The organism is Ruegeria sp. I1 (assembly GCF_056532675.1).
Genome location: NZ_JBQFNM010000007.1, coordinates 166,131 through 181,753, shown reverse-complemented (window position 1 = coordinate 181,753; position 15,623 = coordinate 166,131). Strand labels below are relative to the sequence as shown.

Below are 15,623 nucleotides of genomic sequence, written 5' to 3'. Positions count from 1 at the left end.
CCGCCGCCGCAACGCCCCCCTTGCACGTGCTGCAATTCCGGATAGCTTGCAGAGCGATCATACAGGAGACACCCATGAGCTTTGACGACCTCATCAACCGCCACGGCACCCATTGCGCCAAATGGGACATGATGGAGCCGGTCTACGGCGTGCCAGCCGATGACGGCCTGGCGATGTGGGTCGCCGATGCTGATTTCCGCGCACCGCCACCCGTGTTGAGTAAGATGCGCGAGTTGCTGGACCATGGCGTTTTTGGCTACGTAAACCTCGATCAACCCTATAAGGACGCCATCCGCTGGTGGATGCGCACCCGTCACGACTGGGCGGTCGAAGCGGATGCTATCTTTACAACCACGGGTCTGGTCAACGGGGTTGGCATGTGCCTGGACACCTTTACCAACCCGGGTGACGGGATCGTGTTGTTCACCCCGGTCTATCACGCCTTTGCCAAAGTCATCCGGAATGCCGGGCGCGAAGTTGTTGAATGCGAGATGTGCAATACCAACGGTCGGAATGAGATGGATTTCGACGCCTATGACGAACAGATGACCGGAAACGAGAAGATGGTCATCCTGTGCTCGCCGCATAATCCCGGCGGTCGGGTCTGGAGTCAGGACGAGCTGCAAGCCGTTGCCGATTTCGCCAAGCGTCATGACCTGCTGATCCTGTCGGATGAGATACACCACGATCTGGTTTTTCCGGGTCACACTCATATCCCGATGCAAAACGCCGCCCCTGAGATTACCGACCGCTTGCTGATGCTGACTGCGCCATCAAAGACGTTCAACATCGCAGGGCTGCACACCGGTCAAGTGATCATCCCCGACCCTGAATTGCGCGGCAAATTCGCCAAACGTATGGCTGCCTTGTCGCTTGCACCCAACTCGGTCGGCCAATTTGCAACGGCAGCCGCGTATTCGGCAGAAGGTGCGGCATGGGTGGATGATCAGGTCGCGTATATCGACGCGAACCGCCAGATGTTCGACACGGCCATCGCGGGCATCCCCGGCCTCAGGTCGATGCCGCTGGAAGCAACATACCTTGCCTGGATCGATTTCTCGGGAACCGGGATGGAACGTGCCGAATTCACCAACCGTGTCGAACAGACCGCAAAAATCGCGGTCAACCACGGCACAACTTTTGGTACAGGTGGTGAAAACTTCCTGCGCTTCAATCTGGGAACCCAGCGCGCGCGGGTTGAGGACGCCTGTGCGCGGCTGAAAGAGGCCTTCTCGGATTTGCAATAAGCGATCTGCTTTTGCGTAGAAAACACAAAGCCGGGCGTACTTCCTTACGGAGCACCCGGCTTCGATCTAGCCTTAAGGCCCTAGTCCTCGTGTCCCAACAACGCGATTGGTGCGTCCGGTGCGCGGTAGAAATCCAGCGGTGCCTTATCATGCGCCGCTGTGCTGCGCTTGAACTCGTATCGCATCTCGCCGCCTTCATCCTCATCCGCGATGATCAGGCACTGGTACAGATGGTTCGCCCCGTCGTAGATATCGACCAGCCCGCGCAGGCGTGGCGTGGTGGCAGCCTCAACCGTGAACCCATCTTTCCACAATTTCAGAATTTTGTAGGTATTGTCGCCCATCTCAACCCGCAAACGGCTGGATTTTTTCAGGGCAGCGATTCGAGCGGCATCTAATTCGGCGCGAATCTCCTTGGAAACATAAGTACTCATCAAACTATTCCCCCTCTTGTATCCATTATTGTGGGCACGCGAGCGTAAAAATCCAGTGAACTTCGTCACATACACCAGACCGGGTGGCAAAATGTTGCGCAGCCATCGCAGGCCTGACTGTGCAAAGGCGCAGGCCAGATGCGCATATGCTGATGTGGCATGGCTATCTCTGCACTCCTATCTTTGCTGCAGACTCAAAATGCGGAGGATGACCAATGGGTTTGCTAGTCGATGGGACATGGCACGATACCTGGTACGATACTAAGTCCACCGGCGGGGCGTTCAAACGCAGCGCCGCGCAATTTCGCAACTGGCTAACGGCTGATGGTAGCGCTGGACCATCTGGTAAGGCCGGGTTCAAGGCGGAACCGGATCGCTATCACCTCTATGTCTCTCACGCCTGCCCTTGGGCACATCGCACATTGATCTTCCGCGAACTCAAAGGGCTGCGTGATCTGATCCCCGTCTCAGTCGTGCATCCGGACATGCTGGACAAAGGTTGGACGTTCGAAACGGACAATCACGGCGCAACGGGCGATGACCTCTATGACCTCGATTTCGCCCATCAGATCTATAGCAAGGCCGATCCCGCCTATTCCGGTCGCGTTACCGTGCCGATCCTTTGGGACAAACAACAAGAGACAATCGTGTCGAACGAAAGCTCGGAAATCATCCGCATGTTCAACACGGCTTTCGACGGGATCACCGGCAACACAGATGATTATTGGCCCGAAGAGATGCGCGCTCAGATCGAAGAGGTCAACGCTCGCATCTATTCTGACGTCAACAATGGCGTCTACAAATCTGGCTTTGCCACCTCGCAAGAGGCTTACGATGCCGCCGTAGGTCCGTTGTTCGACACACTGGATTGGCTCGAAGACCGCCTAAGCCGAAATCGCTATTTGATGGGGGATCGCGTGACCGAGGCGGACTGGCGCTTATTCACAACCCTGATCCGGTTCGATCCGGTCTATCACTTGCATTTCAAGTGCAACAAGCGCCGGCTGGTCGATTACCCGAACCTTTGGGCCTACACCCGCGAGCTATATCAGTGGCCGGGCGTCGCGCAGACCATCAACATGACCCACATCGTGCGCCACTATCACTATAGCCACGACAGCATCAATCCGCACCGGATCATCCCGGTAAACCCGGTGCTGGACTACATGGAGCCGCATGACCGCGATCAGCGACCTGCCGCGTAGTGTTCAACCATCGCCGCCAGATCCTCTGGCGGTGTTCCACTTTGCACATAGGCACAGGCATTGGGGCTGTGGGCAAAGATCGACCCGTCTGAAAAGAACGTGGTGTTGGTGACAAAGATCACCCGCGCCTCGGGGCGGCGATAGCTGGCGAAATCCGCTACCGCCAACGCACTGCCGCTTTCCAACACCAAATCCAGCACGATGATGTCAAACGCCGTCCCATAGAGCGCGAGGATCGCAGCCTCTTGCCCCGTGACCAGTTCAACATCTGCACCTTGTCTTTCAAGATGTCTTTTCCAGACCCGACCAAGGTCGGGGTTACTCTCAACAATCAGAACTTTCATTTGCAACAACCTCGGCACTTGGTATGGTGAGTGGTGCCGACCCCCGTGGTCTGTGATCCCGTTATTTCCTTAACAAAGTGTTAACGACACCAGCGACACGCGCTGATCACGCGGATTTGCTTGTCAAAACGGCAAAAATCCGCTTGAAGCAACGCGAATTCGGCGGTTGAGGCTTGAGGCGCGATGACTGAAAACATGTTGAATCCGCGCACCGAACGCGACCATGGCGGCGGGCTGGATCAGGCGATCAAGCACTATGGCGGCACCCGAAGCGATTGGATAGACCTGTCGACCGGTGTCAACCCACACCCCTATGACCTGCCAGCCTTCCAACCCGAAGATTGGGCCCAATTGCCCGATCATGGCGCTTTTGAACGGCTCTGTGAGGCAGCGCGGGGTTTTTGGAATGTGCCCGAAACTGCACATATACTGCCTGCCCCCGGCGCATCCGCTGTGATTGCACGCCTACCCGCGCTTGCGCCCGTTGGGCGGGTGCAAATCACGACGCCTACCTATAACGAACATGCTGCTGCCTTTGCCGTGCAAGGCTGGCAAGTTCAAGAATACGGGTCGGCCGATGCGCGCGTTCTGGTGCACCCGAACAACCCAGACGGACGCCTCTGGCGTGAAGAGGATGCCAATGCGCCCTTGACCGTGATTGATGAAAGCTTCTGCGACGTGAGCCCAGAGGCGTCTCTGATTCAGTTATCCGCCCGCCCAGGTGTCGTTGTACTAAAGAGTTTCGGCAAGTTCTGGGGCCTGGCTGGGCTGCGGTTGGGCTTTGCGATTGGTCAGCCTGGCATGATCTCTCGGCTGAACGACCTGACCGGTCCTTGGGCGGTATCCGGACCAGCGTTGCGAACGGGAACCGCCGCTTTGCAAGACAGGAACTGGGCCGAAGAGACGCGCGCGAAACTGGCAACCAACGCCGATCGTCTGGACACTTTGCTACTGGACAGCGGCGCGCAGCTGGTCGGCGGCACCACGCTGTTTCGTCTTTACAAGGTCGACAACGCACGAGGTTGGCGGGACCGTCTGGCCAGCGCACACATCTGGAGCCGCATCTTCCCCTATTCCGACACCTATCTGCGCCTTGGACTGCCCCCATCAGACGGGTGGAGCCGGCTGGAAAACGCGTTATGAGCACGGCCTTTGTGCTGGCTTGCGCCATGCTGCTGGACGCGGCACTGGGCGAACCCGATTGGCTCTGGTCCCGCGTGCGTCACCCTGCGGTGATCATGGGGAAAGCGGTTGGCACGCTTGATAAGACCCTGAACCAAGAGCCATATCAACGCTTGAAGGGCGTAGGTGCTTTGATCCTACTGATCGGCCTAGCTGGCCTGTTGGGCTGGGCGCTGGCCTTACTTGGCCCGGTTGCCGAAGGAGTCATCTGCGCCATCCTTCTGGCCCAGAACTCACTTGTTTCGCATGTGCGAGCCGTAGGTAACGGGCTTCAACAGTCAGTGGAGGCAGGTCGAGCCAAGGTCGCCATGATCGTATCCCGCGACACGACGGATATGACCGAGGCTCAAATCGCCCGCTCGGCCATCGAAAGCGCGGCAGAAAACCTGAGTGACGGGGTCATCGCCCCTGCCTTCTGGTTCCTGATTGGCGGCTTGCCTGGGCTGTTGATCTACAAAATCGTCAACACCGCCGACAGCATGATCGGCTACCGCACGGAAAAGCACCACGCATTCGGATGGGCCTCGGCCCGGTTCGACGATCTGCTGAACCTGATCCCGGCACGGCTGACCTGTCTGATGATCATCGCTCTGTCGGGCCAATGGTCCCGCTGGTCCGAGATCATCGCAGATGCGCGCCGCCATATCTCGCCCAATGCGGGATGGCCTGAGGCTGCAATGGCGCGGGCCCTGAACATCGCATTGGCTGGGCCGCGCAGCTATGATGGACAGCTCCGCGATCTGGCCTGGGTAAACGGAAACGCCGAGCGTGAGATCGGAGCTGAGGAGATTTTCCGCGCATGTACCATCTTGTGGCGGGTCTGGGGGCTTGCACTCGGCCTTCTGTCAGTGTGGGTTGGGATCACGTTTATTTTCTGAAGGACATCCGATGCGTTTGTTGCCCTCTCTGTTCGCCGCCGCCCTGTTTGCAGCACCTGCCTTTGCCCAATGCGGTGGCGGTTTCAACCAATTCGTAAACGGGCTGAAATCCGAAGCCGCGCAAAAGGGCTTTGATCAGGCCACGGTGAATGCCTTCTTTCAAGGCGTCCAACAGGACCCAGCGGTGCTACGCGCTGACCGGGCTCAGGGGGTGTTTCAGAAACCTTTCATCGATTTCTCACGCCGCCTGATTTCGCAAAACCGGATCGACCGGGGGCAATCCATGTCGCGCAAATACGACGCGGTGTTTGACCGGATCGAGCGCGAATACGGCGTTTCACGGGGCGTTTTGCTGGCCTTCTGGGCGTTCGAAACCGACTACGGCGCGGTTCAGGGCGATTTCAACACCCGCAACGCGCTGGTCACCCTGGCCCATGATTGCCGCCGCCCTGAATTGTTCCGACCGCAGGTTTTTGCGGCAATCGAGCTGTTCAGCCAGGGTAACTTCGACCCGAACCGTACCACCGGGGCCTGGGCAGGTGAAATCGGCATGGTGCAAATGCTCCCGCAAGACATTCTGGACAATGGCGTCGACGGCGATGGCGATGGCAAGGTCTCCCTAAAAACATCGGCCCCCGATGCGTTGGTGTCCGGTGGCAAGATGCTGTCACATCTGGGCTGGCAACCGGGCCAGCCCTGGTTGCAAGAGGTGACAGTGCCTGCCCAGATGGATTGGTCTTTGTCTGGCCCTGGCAAACCACGCTCGGTCGCGGAATGGCAAGCCATGGGCGTTCAGGCGCGCAGCGGGTCTCTGACCAACCTGCCCGCCTCGCTGATCCTAGCACAGGGGCACAAAGGGCCTGCCTTTCTCGCCTATCCAAATTTCGACGTCTATTTCGAATGGAATCAGAGCTTTGTCTATGTACTGACTGCTGCCTATTTCGGCACCCGACTTGAAGGTGGTCAAATCTATGACGCAGGCAACCCTCCTGCGGGATTATCGGGCCCGCAGATGAAACAGCTGCAAACCAAATTGCAGGCCAAAGGCTATGACGTCGGCAAGATCGACGGCATTCTGGGCGCGGGTACGCGCGCCGCGGTACAGGCCGAGCAAAAGCGGCTGGGGCTACCTGCGGATGCGTGGCCAACCGCGGACCTACTGAACCGGCTGTAACAGGGTATCCTTAGGCAACCTCGACCTGATCTAAGGCCTCGAACGGCCTGAACGAGTGTGTCTTGACCAAGGCCCCCTCGGTCTCAATCGCCGTATTGGGTTGGATTTCGATCCAACCCTCATTGTTTCCGTCCAACGGCTCGGATGAGATGATGATGCCGTCCGTACAGGTTCGGTAGTGCAGACTGGGCGCGTATTTGTCTGACGCATAGCGCGCTGCGTATACGCTTTCGCCATCTGACCAGCATGCCGCGAACCTCATATACGGCAATACTCTTTGCTGACTGGATACCTGTTCCACCCGCGCAACGGCGCGTGCCATCGCACCAATCGGATCCGTTTCCAGCCCTTCACCATGCGCGATCAAGAAAATGGCTTCGCTTTCTGTGGCCCCAAACCGCTGCCCGTATAGATGCGCTGGAATCATAGCATCCAGTTCCTGCCGTATCAGGTCATGCCCGCCCGCCTGACCATTATGCATAAAGCTCCAGCGATCGACGCCAAAAGGGTGGCAGTTGTTCCGGGACGTGGCTGTCCCAGTAGAGGCGCGTACATGGGCCAGAAAAAGCCGTGACCGTGAATGATGCGCCAGCTGTTTCAGGTTGGCGTCCGACCAGGCCGGGTGCGTGTCTTTGTAAAAGCAAGGCACTTTTCGGTCTGAATACCAAGCAAGGCCAAACCCATCCGCATTGATCGGCGTCTTTCCAATCAGGGCATTGCGGCTTTGGATGACAAGAGATTGCTCTTGCTCCAGCACCAGTTCATCAAGATATCGCTGCTTGCCGACCCAAGCCAAAAACCGACACATCTGATCACTTTCTTCACCATTCGAGTTGAGGGAAGACTATCAAAGCAGTGCGCAGATTTTTTTCGGTTTTGCCTTACGAATTTCCTCTTCTTCCGATCAAATGATCTTCCAAGAAGGCAAAAGCGGGTCAATTAATTCGGTCTCACCGGATATCGATCGCCTTTTTGATCAATCAGGATCAATCGCTCGCCATTGCGCACATACAGATCACACCGGTCAAACCCATTGCGGTAGGCGATGCAGACACTGCCATCTTCAGCGATGGAGTATGTCCCAAAGGCCGCGTCGCCGCTGGAATAGGTGTAGGAATACGCCCCACCTGCCGAAAATCTGGCCTGACCGTCATCATAAAATGTCAGTGTTTGGCCTGCCAAAGCATCCAATTCGTCGGAAGACAGCGGGACGTCACCGGATTTGGTGGGCCAATCGGCGGCAAGGACCGGGCTGGCAGCGATAAGGGCGGGGATCAGAATGCGTTTCATAGACCAAAGTTAGCGCGATAATCCCGACATGATCGTAACGATCCGGTGAGGGGTCAGGCGACCATCTGCTCGGCCTTCTTCAGATCGACCGAGACCAGCTGGCTGACGCCTTGTTCCTGCATGGTCACACCAAACAACCGGTCCATCCGCGCCATGGTCACTGCGTGGTGGGTGATGATCAGGAATCGCGTGTCAGTCTGGCGGCACATCTCGTCCAACAAATCGCAGAACCGCGTCACGTTGGCATCATCCAACGGCGCGTCAACCTCGTCCAGAACACAGATCGGAGCAGGGTTGGCCAGGAAGACGCCAAAGATCAGCGCGGTCGCTGTGAGCGTTTGCTCGCCGCCTGACAACAAGCTGAGGGTCGACAGCTTCTTACCTGGTGGCTGGCACATGATCTCAAGCCCCGCATCCAGCGGGTCGTCGCTTTCGACCATGACCAGATTGGCCTCTCCGCCGCCAAACAAATGCTTGAACAGCATCGCGAAGTTAGAATTCACCTGTTCAAATGCAGTCAATAGACGCTCGCGCCCTTCGCGGTTGAGGCTGGCGATACCACTGCGCAGGGCCTTGATCGCCTCTTCCAGGTCAGCTTTTTCGGTGTTCAGCGTGTCGAACTCTTCCTGAACCTCTTTGCTGTCCTCTTCGGCCCGCAGGTTCACAGCGCCCATCGCATCGCGCTGGCGCTTGTGGCGGTTAACCTCTGCCTCCAGTGCATCGGCGGCAGGCATCTGATCAGGGTTCACATCCAGCTGGTTCAATAATTGGTTTGGGGTCAACTGCTGATCTTCCGCGATCCGCTCTGCCGCCGCGACGACGCTTTCCTTGGCCGCATCACAGCGCGCTTCGGCCGCCGCTCGGATTTCGCGCGCTTCCGAGGCTAGTCGCTCCGCCTCGCGCTCGGCCATCACAACCTCGCGCTGCTGGGTTTCGGCAGTGGCCAGCTTGTCGGCAGCTTCAGCCCGGCGGGCCTCGGCGGTTTCGATCAGAGTGTTCAACTCGGCACGCGCCTCGGCGATTTCACTCGGCGCGGCGGTAGCCTCCGTCAGTTCTAGCTCAGAGCTTTCCTTGCGCTCAGCCAATTCGGAAATGCGTTTCTCGGCCGTTTCCAGGCGATGCCGCCATCCGCTAAGGTCCTTGGTGACCTCCTGCGAGCGCCGTGTCCGGGCGTCGCCTTCGCGGCGAAGTTCATCATGGGAAGAACGATGAGTCAGCATGGTAATGCGCGCCGCTTCGACCGTCTGTTTGATATCTTCAACCTGCGCCCGCGCACTATCAAGATCACCCAACCCTGTCAGGGCACCTTCGGCCTCGCGCAGTTGCGCGCGGGCAGCCATGGCGTCCTCTTTGTGGCGATCCACAGCCAATGTCAGGGTCTCAAGCTTGCCCTGCGCCAGATTGCGGTCTGCCTCTGCCCGGCTGAGCTGTCGGGCGGTTTCGGCCATACGCTGATCGGCTGCCCGGCGTGCCTCTCGTGCGCGGCGGTCAGCTTCAGTCACCTCTGCGAGTTGTTTTGACAGGGCCTCATGTGCCGCGCGCGCGCCATCGGCTTGTGCTTCGATCCGCGCAAGCTCTTGCTTAAGCGCTTCCAGCTTGTTCAGCTGTTCCAACCGCAAGGCCGCCGCGCTTGGGGCATCCTCAGCCCAGGCCCGGAACCCGTCCCAACGCCACAAATCGCCCGACCGAGAAACCAACCGCTGGCCCGGTTTCAACTGGGTCTGCAAACGCGCGCCCTGATCTGCATCCACCAGCCCGATCTGAGCGATCCGTCGGCTCAACCGATCCGGGCCGTTGATATGCAAGGCCAAAGGTTCGGCCCCTTCGGGCAAAGGTTGGTCGCTGTCATAGCCCGCCATCGGAACCCAGCCGGATGGCCCGTCGCCTTCGACCAGCGGCGCGCGCAAATCGTCGGCCAGTGCAGCGCCCAAAGCCTTCTCATAACCCGGTGCCACCCGAAGCATGTCCAACACTTGACCACCCTCAGCGGTATCGCGTTCGACCAGCTTGGCCAGCGCCATGGTTTCAGCGCGGATTGCACCCAACTCGCCTTCGGCCTCGGACCGTTGCGCCCGCGCTTCGGCCTCACGCGCCTGCGTTTCCGAGCGCTTCTCATCCGCTGCCGTCAACGCCTGTTCGGCCGCATCCGCTGCCACACGGGCCTCTTCCTCACCGACCTGCGCCGTTGCAAAAGCGTCACTGGCGCGGGTCAGGGCCTGTTTGGCATCGTCCACTGCGGCGCGGGCTTTGTCCTCTTCACCCTCCGAACGAGCCAAGGTTTTCCGGCTGTCCTCGACCAGACGCTGCGCCGATTGGTGACGGGCCACCAGCCGGGCCATATCTTCTGTTTCCTGCGACAAGTGATCTTCGCGCTGTTGCAAAACGGTGGCAGCTTCGCGGGCAATCTCAGCCGCTTGAGACACTTTGTCATCGTAACCTTCGGCGGCTTTGGCAAGCTCGCGAGCCTCCCATTCCAGCCGCTCGATCATCTCGTCCGCGTCACGATTCAGGCCGGATTCTCGTTCGATATCGTTGCCCAGCTGCTTAATCCGGTTAGTCAGTGTCTCAATCGTCTGACGCGCGCGCGTTTCCTGATCGGACAATTGATCGCGCTGAACCTGCTGGCGTTGCAGTACCGCAGCCGCAATAGCCTCTTCTTCGCGCAGGGGCGGCAGCGTATCTTCGATCTGGGCCCGCTTGACCCCGGCTTCACGGGCGGCGGCTTCGGCGCGTGAGGCTTCGGTGATCCGCTCGCGCAGCTTCTCTTCTGCCGACTGGCGCGCCATGTCAGCCTCTTTCCAACGGCGATACAGCAGCATGCCTTCGGCCTGGCGCAGCAGCTCTCCAATCTCGCGATAGCGTGCTGCCTGCCGAGCTTGACGCGCCAACTGCGCCAGTTGGCCGCCCAACTGTTCCAGTACGTCATCGACGCGGGTCAGGTTGGCCTCGGTGCCTTTCAGCTTCAACTCGGCCTCGTGACGCCGTTGATAAAGGCCCGAGATCCCGGCGGCCTCTTCCAGAATCCGACGACGCGCACGGGGTTTGGCGTTAATTAGCTCGGCAATGCGGTTCTGCCCCACCAGCGCTGGCGAATGCGCACCAGTTGAGGCATCCGCAAAAAGCATCTGCACATCGCGCGCCCGTACATCTTTGCCATTGGTCTTGTAGGCGCTGCCCACATCGCGGGTGATGCGGCGCACAATCTCAAGCTGATCGCTTTCATTGAATCCCGACGGCGCGAGGCGTTCTGAATTGTCCATAGTCAGGACAACCTCGGCAAAATTGCGTGCAGGCCGGGTAGCCGCCCCGGCAAAGATCACATCTTCCATAGCGCCGCCGCGCATCGACTTGGGACGGTTTTCGCCCATTACCCAACGCAAAGCTTCGAGAAGATTGGATTTGCCGCAACCATTCGGACCCACGACCCCGGTTAACCCGTCCGCGATGATCAGATCGGTCGGGTCAACGAAGCTTTTGAAGCCGGTCAGTTTGAGTTTGCTAAAGCGCAATGGCTGCTCTTTGGATGATTCCTATGGATAAGAAGTCTGCGCAACGGATCACAGAGGTGTCAACGTGAATGCGCAGGATATGGCATATTGCGCCGACTTATCCACAATATCTTGCCGAAATACGAAGTGAAACCCGTGTTTCAATACGGCGTGCACTCGAACACTTCGTAAGCATAGCCACTGGATGCGCCATAATTTACGCATTCGTAATTGGGGCGTGAGATTGCAGTCAGCAGCAAACGTTCCCCGGCTTTGCGATCACAGCCCAGCACTCCAACCGTGATAGCAGCGTCGCCTAGCACATCCAAAATAGGACAACCGGACACCTGCGCCATGGCGAGTGCCGCCCGATCGCGAATTGGCCCCAACCGAGGCGCGTATTGAGCGTTGACGCGGACCGCCTCGGCCAGCTCTCCGCGCACACGCACATCGAACACGCTGCCATTGACTGATACGCGCGTCGCAGGCAGATCGCGGAAATGTGGCGTGCCAGCCGAACAGGCCGCCAGCAGCAGAGGGGCAAGATACCGGATCATGCCCGGAGGATTGCAGAGTATTGGTTAACAGAACCTTTCCGAACTCACGTGCGCAACACGACACCCAAGCGGCGAATACCCTCACGGATCGTGTCTTCGTTGGAATTCGAAAAACTCAGCCGGATCGTATTGGCACCGCTTCCGTCAGGGAAAAAGGCCCTTCCGGGAACAAAAGCGACCTTCTCCGTCTCCAAAGCTCTCTCTAACAAGATGGCGCCATCGATATCTGACGGCAAAGTCAGCCAAACGAACATACCACCTTCGGGCCGGGTCCACTGAACACCATCTGGCATATGCTGTTCCAGCGCCACCAGCATCGCGTCGCGGCGCGCCTGATAGGCCGCACGGACTTTGGGGATATGCGTGTCGAAACAGGTCTCAGCCACATGGTGCACCGCCATCTGGTTGATGGTTGCCGAGTGCAGATCGGCGGCTTGTTTCAACAGCACCATCTGAGAAATGATCGGTTTGGCCGCGACGACCCAACCCATACGCAGCCCCGGTGATAGAGTTTTGGAGAAACTGCCGCAGTAAATCGTGCGACACGCTTCGATCGTTCCTTTGCGCGCAAGCTCCAGCGCCAGAATCGATGGTATGGCCTCTCCGTCATAGCGCAACGCTTGATAGGCCCCGTCCTCGATGATCGCACAATCAAGCTCCTCTGCCCGATCAAGCAACGCCTCGCGGCCGCGTAGATCAACGGTTTCCCCCGTCGGGTTTGAAAAGTCGGGCGACAGATAGGCGAACTTCACGGCCCCATCGCCGGCAGCATCCCGATATTCCGCCGCACCGCGATTGCCCTGAGGGTCAAGCCGGTCAAAACGTGGTTCATAGGCGTCAAAGGCGTTAATCGCTCCCAGATAGGTCGGCCAGCCGACCAACGCCGTATCACCAGGAGACAGGAATAGCTTGCCCAGATAGTCCAACGCTTGCTGCGAACCAGAGGTGATCAGGATGTTGTCAACATCACACTCCACACCGATCCCGCGCATATGATCCGCCAGCCATTCACGCAACGGGGCATACCCTTCGCTGACCGAATATTGCAGCGCCTGCGCCTGCTTCTCAGGCCCGAGTGCGTTCTGAAACGCCTCTGCGAATGCGTCCGCCGGAAACAAGTCCGGATCGGGAATGCCCCCCGCAAAAGAAATAATGCCCGGTTGGCCCAGCAGCTTCAGCAACTCACGGATTTCGGATGCCTTCATCCTCGATGTGCGGGTGGCGTATAGCTGATCCATCTATCTGGGCCTCCTCTGCCCCAGCGCAAAGATTAGGCACTTCACCCTCTAAGTCAACAATACTGACCTATTGTTTCAAGCACCGTGATCGGCTTGAACGCCGCCATCAATCGTGGTCAATTGACTTGACCAATTTTGGAACGTCTATGCCCTTTCAAAAAGTTCAAACCGAAAAACTGTCTCTGGCCGTCGTTCGCCAGATCGAGTTGCTGATCCTGCGCGGCATCCTGCGCCCGGGTGAGCGCCTTCCGTCCGAGCGCGAGCTGGCCGAGCGAATGGGAGTGTCACGCCCGTCGTTGCGAGACGCCATTTCCAACTTGCAGGAACAGGGGTTACTGACACCCAAAGCCGGATCAGGGATCTATGTGGCCGAAGTGCTGGGGTCGGCATTTTCACCGGCCTTGATCCGTCTGTTCAGCAGCCATGATGAAGCTGTGTTCGACTACTTGTCCTTTCGCCGTGACATGGAGGGATTGGCTGCGGAACGTGCGGCGCGCTTGGGATCCGACAGTGATCTGAAAGTGGTTCAGACCATATTCGACCGGATGCAATCTGCCCATGATCGCAATGCACCCGAGGACGAGGCACAACTGGATGCCGAATTTCACATGGCGATCATCGAGGCCAGTCACAACGTGGTCATGCTACATATGATGCGGTCGATGTATGATCTGCTGCGCCAAGGCGTATTCTACAATCGCCAGATGATGTTCCAGCAACGCGCCACTCGCGATGCATTGCTGGATCAGCACAGGGCGATCAATGCAGCCCTTCAAAGCCGTGACCCGGATGCAGCGCGTGTTGCGGTCGAACTGCATCTGGATTTTGTCGAACGTTGCATGCAGGATCAGCAGAAGGCCCTGCGTAACGAAGAGGTCGCCCAGCAGAGGTTGAAGCACGAGACTGGCGAGGCTTGATGTTCATCGGGCACCTGCCGGGGGCTTATCTGATCTTCCGGGCTACTGCGCCAAACCTTGGCAAACTTGCCCTTACAGCCACGATGATCGGGGCCGTCGCGCCCGATATCGACATGCTTTGGTTCTATCTTGTCGATGATCGCGGGCATCATCACCATTCCTACCTGACCCACCGCCCGATCATCTGGGCAGGCTTTCTATTTGCCGGGTTGGCACTGCGCCTGTGGGCCGTCAAGGCGGGCACCTTTCTGACCTTCTTTGGTGCAGGCGGGTTGGTGCATATGATGCTGGATACGATCACCGGGGCCGTTGCCTGGCTTTGGCCCTTTTCAGACGCCACCTACCCGCTGGTCGTGGTGCAGGCGACCCATTCGCACTGGATTTTGTCGTTCCTCAACCACTGGACGTTCAAAGTCGAGATCGCAATCACACTGCTTGCTCTGATGGTCTGGTTTGTCACTTGGCGCAGATCAAAACAAGCGCGCTGATAAGAAGAAAAAACCCGAAGGCCTGAGGCCCTCGGGTCTTTCAGAGACATATGCTCGTAGAGCTCAGTGCAGCTTGGCATCCACATCCGCAATGGACGCGTCAATCAGCTTGTTGGCTTGTGCCGCGCTCATTTGCTTGGCCAGAACCGCACTGGCTGCCGAGACCGCCACAGAAATCGCCTGATCGCGGACTTCTTTCACAGCCGAGGCTTCCGCCGATGCAATCTGGTCCTGAGCAGCCGCCAGACGCCGCTCGATCGAGTTTTCCAGATCAACCTTTGCCTGTTCAGCAGCACGGACTGAGTCTTCCTTGGCGGCGGCCACGATAGCGTCTGCCTGCGTTTGCACTTCGCGCTGCTTACGCTCGTACGAGGCCAGCAGGCTGCGGGCTTCTTCGTGCAATGCGCGGGCTTCGTCCAGTTCCGACTTGATGCCCTCGGCACGATTGTCCAGGGCGCCGCCGATCATGCCGGGGACCTTGAAATAGAACAGAACCGCGATGAAGACGATGAAGCCCAGCAGTACAACAAAGTCCGTGTTGCCCAACGAGAAGAACGGACCCTTGGCCGCCAAGGCTGGGCTGGCAGCGCTGAAGGTCAGGATAAGGGCAAGAGTGTTCCGCATGTCGCTTATCCTTTCATCTGCGCGTCGATCGCACCGTCGATAGCTTTGGCATCCGCCTCGCCGCCTAGTGCTGTCACCAATTCAGCCGCCGTATCTTTGGCAACCACTTGAATGCTTTCCAGCGCACCAGCACGGATTTCAGCAATTGCCTTTTCCGATTCAGCCGCTTTGGCAGCGATTTCCGCATCCGCCGTGGCAATTGCGTCATCCAGATCAGCCTGAATTTCCGCACGTGCTTCGGCAGCGATCCGCTGCGCCTCGGCACGGGCATCGGCCAGCGCCTTGTTATAGGCCTCTTCGGCCTCGACCGCCTTGGCCTTCAGATCTTCGGCCGCAGCCAGGTCATTTGTAATGGTCCCCTGACGTTCGGCCAGGATTGCCGCGATACGCGGCAGGGCCACGCGAGACAGGACCAGAAAGATGACGACCAGCGTGATGACCAGCCAGAAAATCTGGTTGGGGAACCAATCGAAGCAGAGCTGTGGCATCCCGATGGCAGAGCCATAGGAGTCGACGCACGAGCCGGCTACCTCTTTTGTAATGGGTTCAGTCGCCAT

At 58.4% G+C, this 15,623-nt stretch carries 16 protein-coding genes; 7 read left to right on the top strand and 9 right to left on the bottom strand.

Translation table 11 applies throughout. From position 1 onward, the window contains the following. The first annotated feature begins 74 nt into the window (after positions 1-74). Positions 75-1,247, top strand: coding sequence for a MalY/PatB family protein (locus ACR0DH_RS14630; protein ID WP_480549981.1), 1,173 nt, complete (start codon positions 75-77; stop codon positions 1,245-1,247). A gap of 80 nt (positions 1,248-1,327) precedes the next feature. Here the strand turns inward: ACR0DH_RS14630 and ACR0DH_RS14625 are convergent, their stop codons facing one another. Beyond that, positions 1,328-1,681, bottom strand: a complete 354-nt coding sequence (locus ACR0DH_RS14625) for a hypothetical protein (protein ID WP_170531387.1) — start codon at positions 1,679-1,681, stop codon at positions 1,328-1,330. 215 nt (positions 1,682-1,896) lie between these two features. Here ACR0DH_RS14625 and ACR0DH_RS14620 point away from each other — a divergent pair, with 215 nt between their 5' ends. Beyond that, a complete protein-coding gene (locus ACR0DH_RS14620) occupies positions 1,897-2,886 on the top strand; it encodes a glutathione S-transferase family protein (protein ID WP_480549983.1) in 990 nt (329 codons plus the stop codon). Here ACR0DH_RS14620 and ACR0DH_RS14615 read toward each other — a convergent pair. Next, positions 2,868-3,230 (bottom strand): response regulator transcription factor, encoded by a 363-nt coding sequence (locus ACR0DH_RS14615; RefSeq protein ID WP_353013332.1) that lies wholly within the window; start codon positions 3,228-3,230, stop codon positions 2,868-2,870. The genes ACR0DH_RS14620 and ACR0DH_RS14615 overlap by 19 nt on opposite strands. Positions 3,231-3,413: 183 nt before the next feature. On the opposite strand from ACR0DH_RS14615, the gene cobD reads away from it, so the two are divergent. From cobD to ACR0DH_RS14600, 3 genes are read left to right on the top strand one after another with little or no spacing between them, the layout of a single operon-like run. Continuing rightward, on the top strand, positions 3,414-4,373 hold the full coding sequence (gene cobD / locus ACR0DH_RS14610; protein WP_480549985.1) for a threonine-phosphate decarboxylase CobD: 960 nt from the start codon (positions 3,414-3,416) through the stop codon (positions 4,371-4,373). Further along, entirely contained in the window at positions 4,370-5,290 is a 921-nt protein-coding gene (gene cbiB / locus ACR0DH_RS14605) for an adenosylcobinamide-phosphate synthase CbiB (protein WP_480544974.1), read from the top strand. Before cobD ends, cbiB begins: the two co-directional genes overlap by 4 nt. Positions 5,291-5,300: 10 nt before the next feature. Next, entirely contained in the window at positions 5,301-6,464 is a 1,164-nt protein-coding gene (locus ACR0DH_RS14600) for a lytic murein transglycosylase (RefSeq protein ID WP_480549987.1), read from the top strand. A 10-nt stretch (positions 6,465-6,474) separates the two neighbouring features. On the opposite strand, the gene ACR0DH_RS14595 is transcribed toward ACR0DH_RS14600, so the two are convergent. From ACR0DH_RS14595 to ACR0DH_RS14575, 5 genes are all read right to left on the bottom strand, one after another. After that, entirely contained in the window at positions 6,475-7,272 is a 798-nt protein-coding gene (locus ACR0DH_RS14595) for a class II glutamine amidotransferase (RefSeq protein WP_480549989.1), read from the bottom strand. Between the two features lie 131 nt (positions 7,273-7,403). Next, entirely contained in the window at positions 7,404-7,754 is a 351-nt protein-coding gene (locus tag ACR0DH_RS14590) for a hypothetical protein (RefSeq protein WP_480549991.1), read from the bottom strand. 53 nt (positions 7,755-7,807) lie between these two features. Further along, positions 7,808-11,263 (bottom strand): chromosome segregation SMC family protein, encoded by a 3,456-nt coding sequence (locus ACR0DH_RS14585; protein ID WP_480549993.1) that lies wholly within the window; start codon positions 11,261-11,263, stop codon positions 7,808-7,810. Positions 11,264-11,403: 140 nt separating this feature from the next. Then, positions 11,404-11,799 carry a hypothetical protein gene (locus ACR0DH_RS14580; RefSeq protein ID WP_480549995.1) on the bottom strand — a complete coding sequence of 132 codons (396 nt, stop codon included), beginning with the start codon at positions 11,797-11,799 and terminating at the stop codon, positions 11,404-11,406. A 44-nt stretch (positions 11,800-11,843) separates the two neighbouring features. After that, a complete protein-coding gene (locus ACR0DH_RS14575) occupies positions 11,844-13,037 on the bottom strand; it encodes an aminotransferase-like domain-containing protein (protein ID WP_480549997.1) in 1,194 nt (397 codons plus the stop codon). 146 nt (positions 13,038-13,183) lie between these two features. On the opposite strand from ACR0DH_RS14575, the gene ACR0DH_RS14570 reads away from it, so the two are divergent. Both ACR0DH_RS14570 and ACR0DH_RS14565 read left to right on the top strand, forming a co-directional pair. After that, the gene (locus ACR0DH_RS14570; RefSeq protein ID WP_480544965.1) at positions 13,184-13,954 is read left to right on the top strand and encodes a FadR/GntR family transcriptional regulator; all 771 of its coding nucleotides are present in this window, start codon (positions 13,184-13,186) and stop codon (positions 13,952-13,954) included. Next, positions 13,954-14,442: a metal-dependent hydrolase gene (locus tag ACR0DH_RS14565; protein ID WP_480549999.1), complete on the top strand. Its 489-nt coding sequence runs from the start codon at positions 13,954-13,956 to the stop codon at positions 14,440-14,442. The genes ACR0DH_RS14570 and ACR0DH_RS14565 overlap by 1 nt, the downstream gene beginning before the upstream one ends. 63 nt (positions 14,443-14,505) lie before the next feature. On the opposite strand, the gene ACR0DH_RS14560 is transcribed toward ACR0DH_RS14565, so the two are convergent. After that, entirely contained in the window at positions 14,506-15,066 is a 561-nt protein-coding gene (locus ACR0DH_RS14560) for a F0F1 ATP synthase subunit B (protein ID WP_480550001.1), read from the bottom strand. 5 nt (positions 15,067-15,071) lie between these two features. Then, entirely contained in the window at positions 15,072-15,623 is a 552-nt protein-coding gene (locus ACR0DH_RS14555; protein ID WP_480501553.1) for a F0F1 ATP synthase subunit B', read from the bottom strand.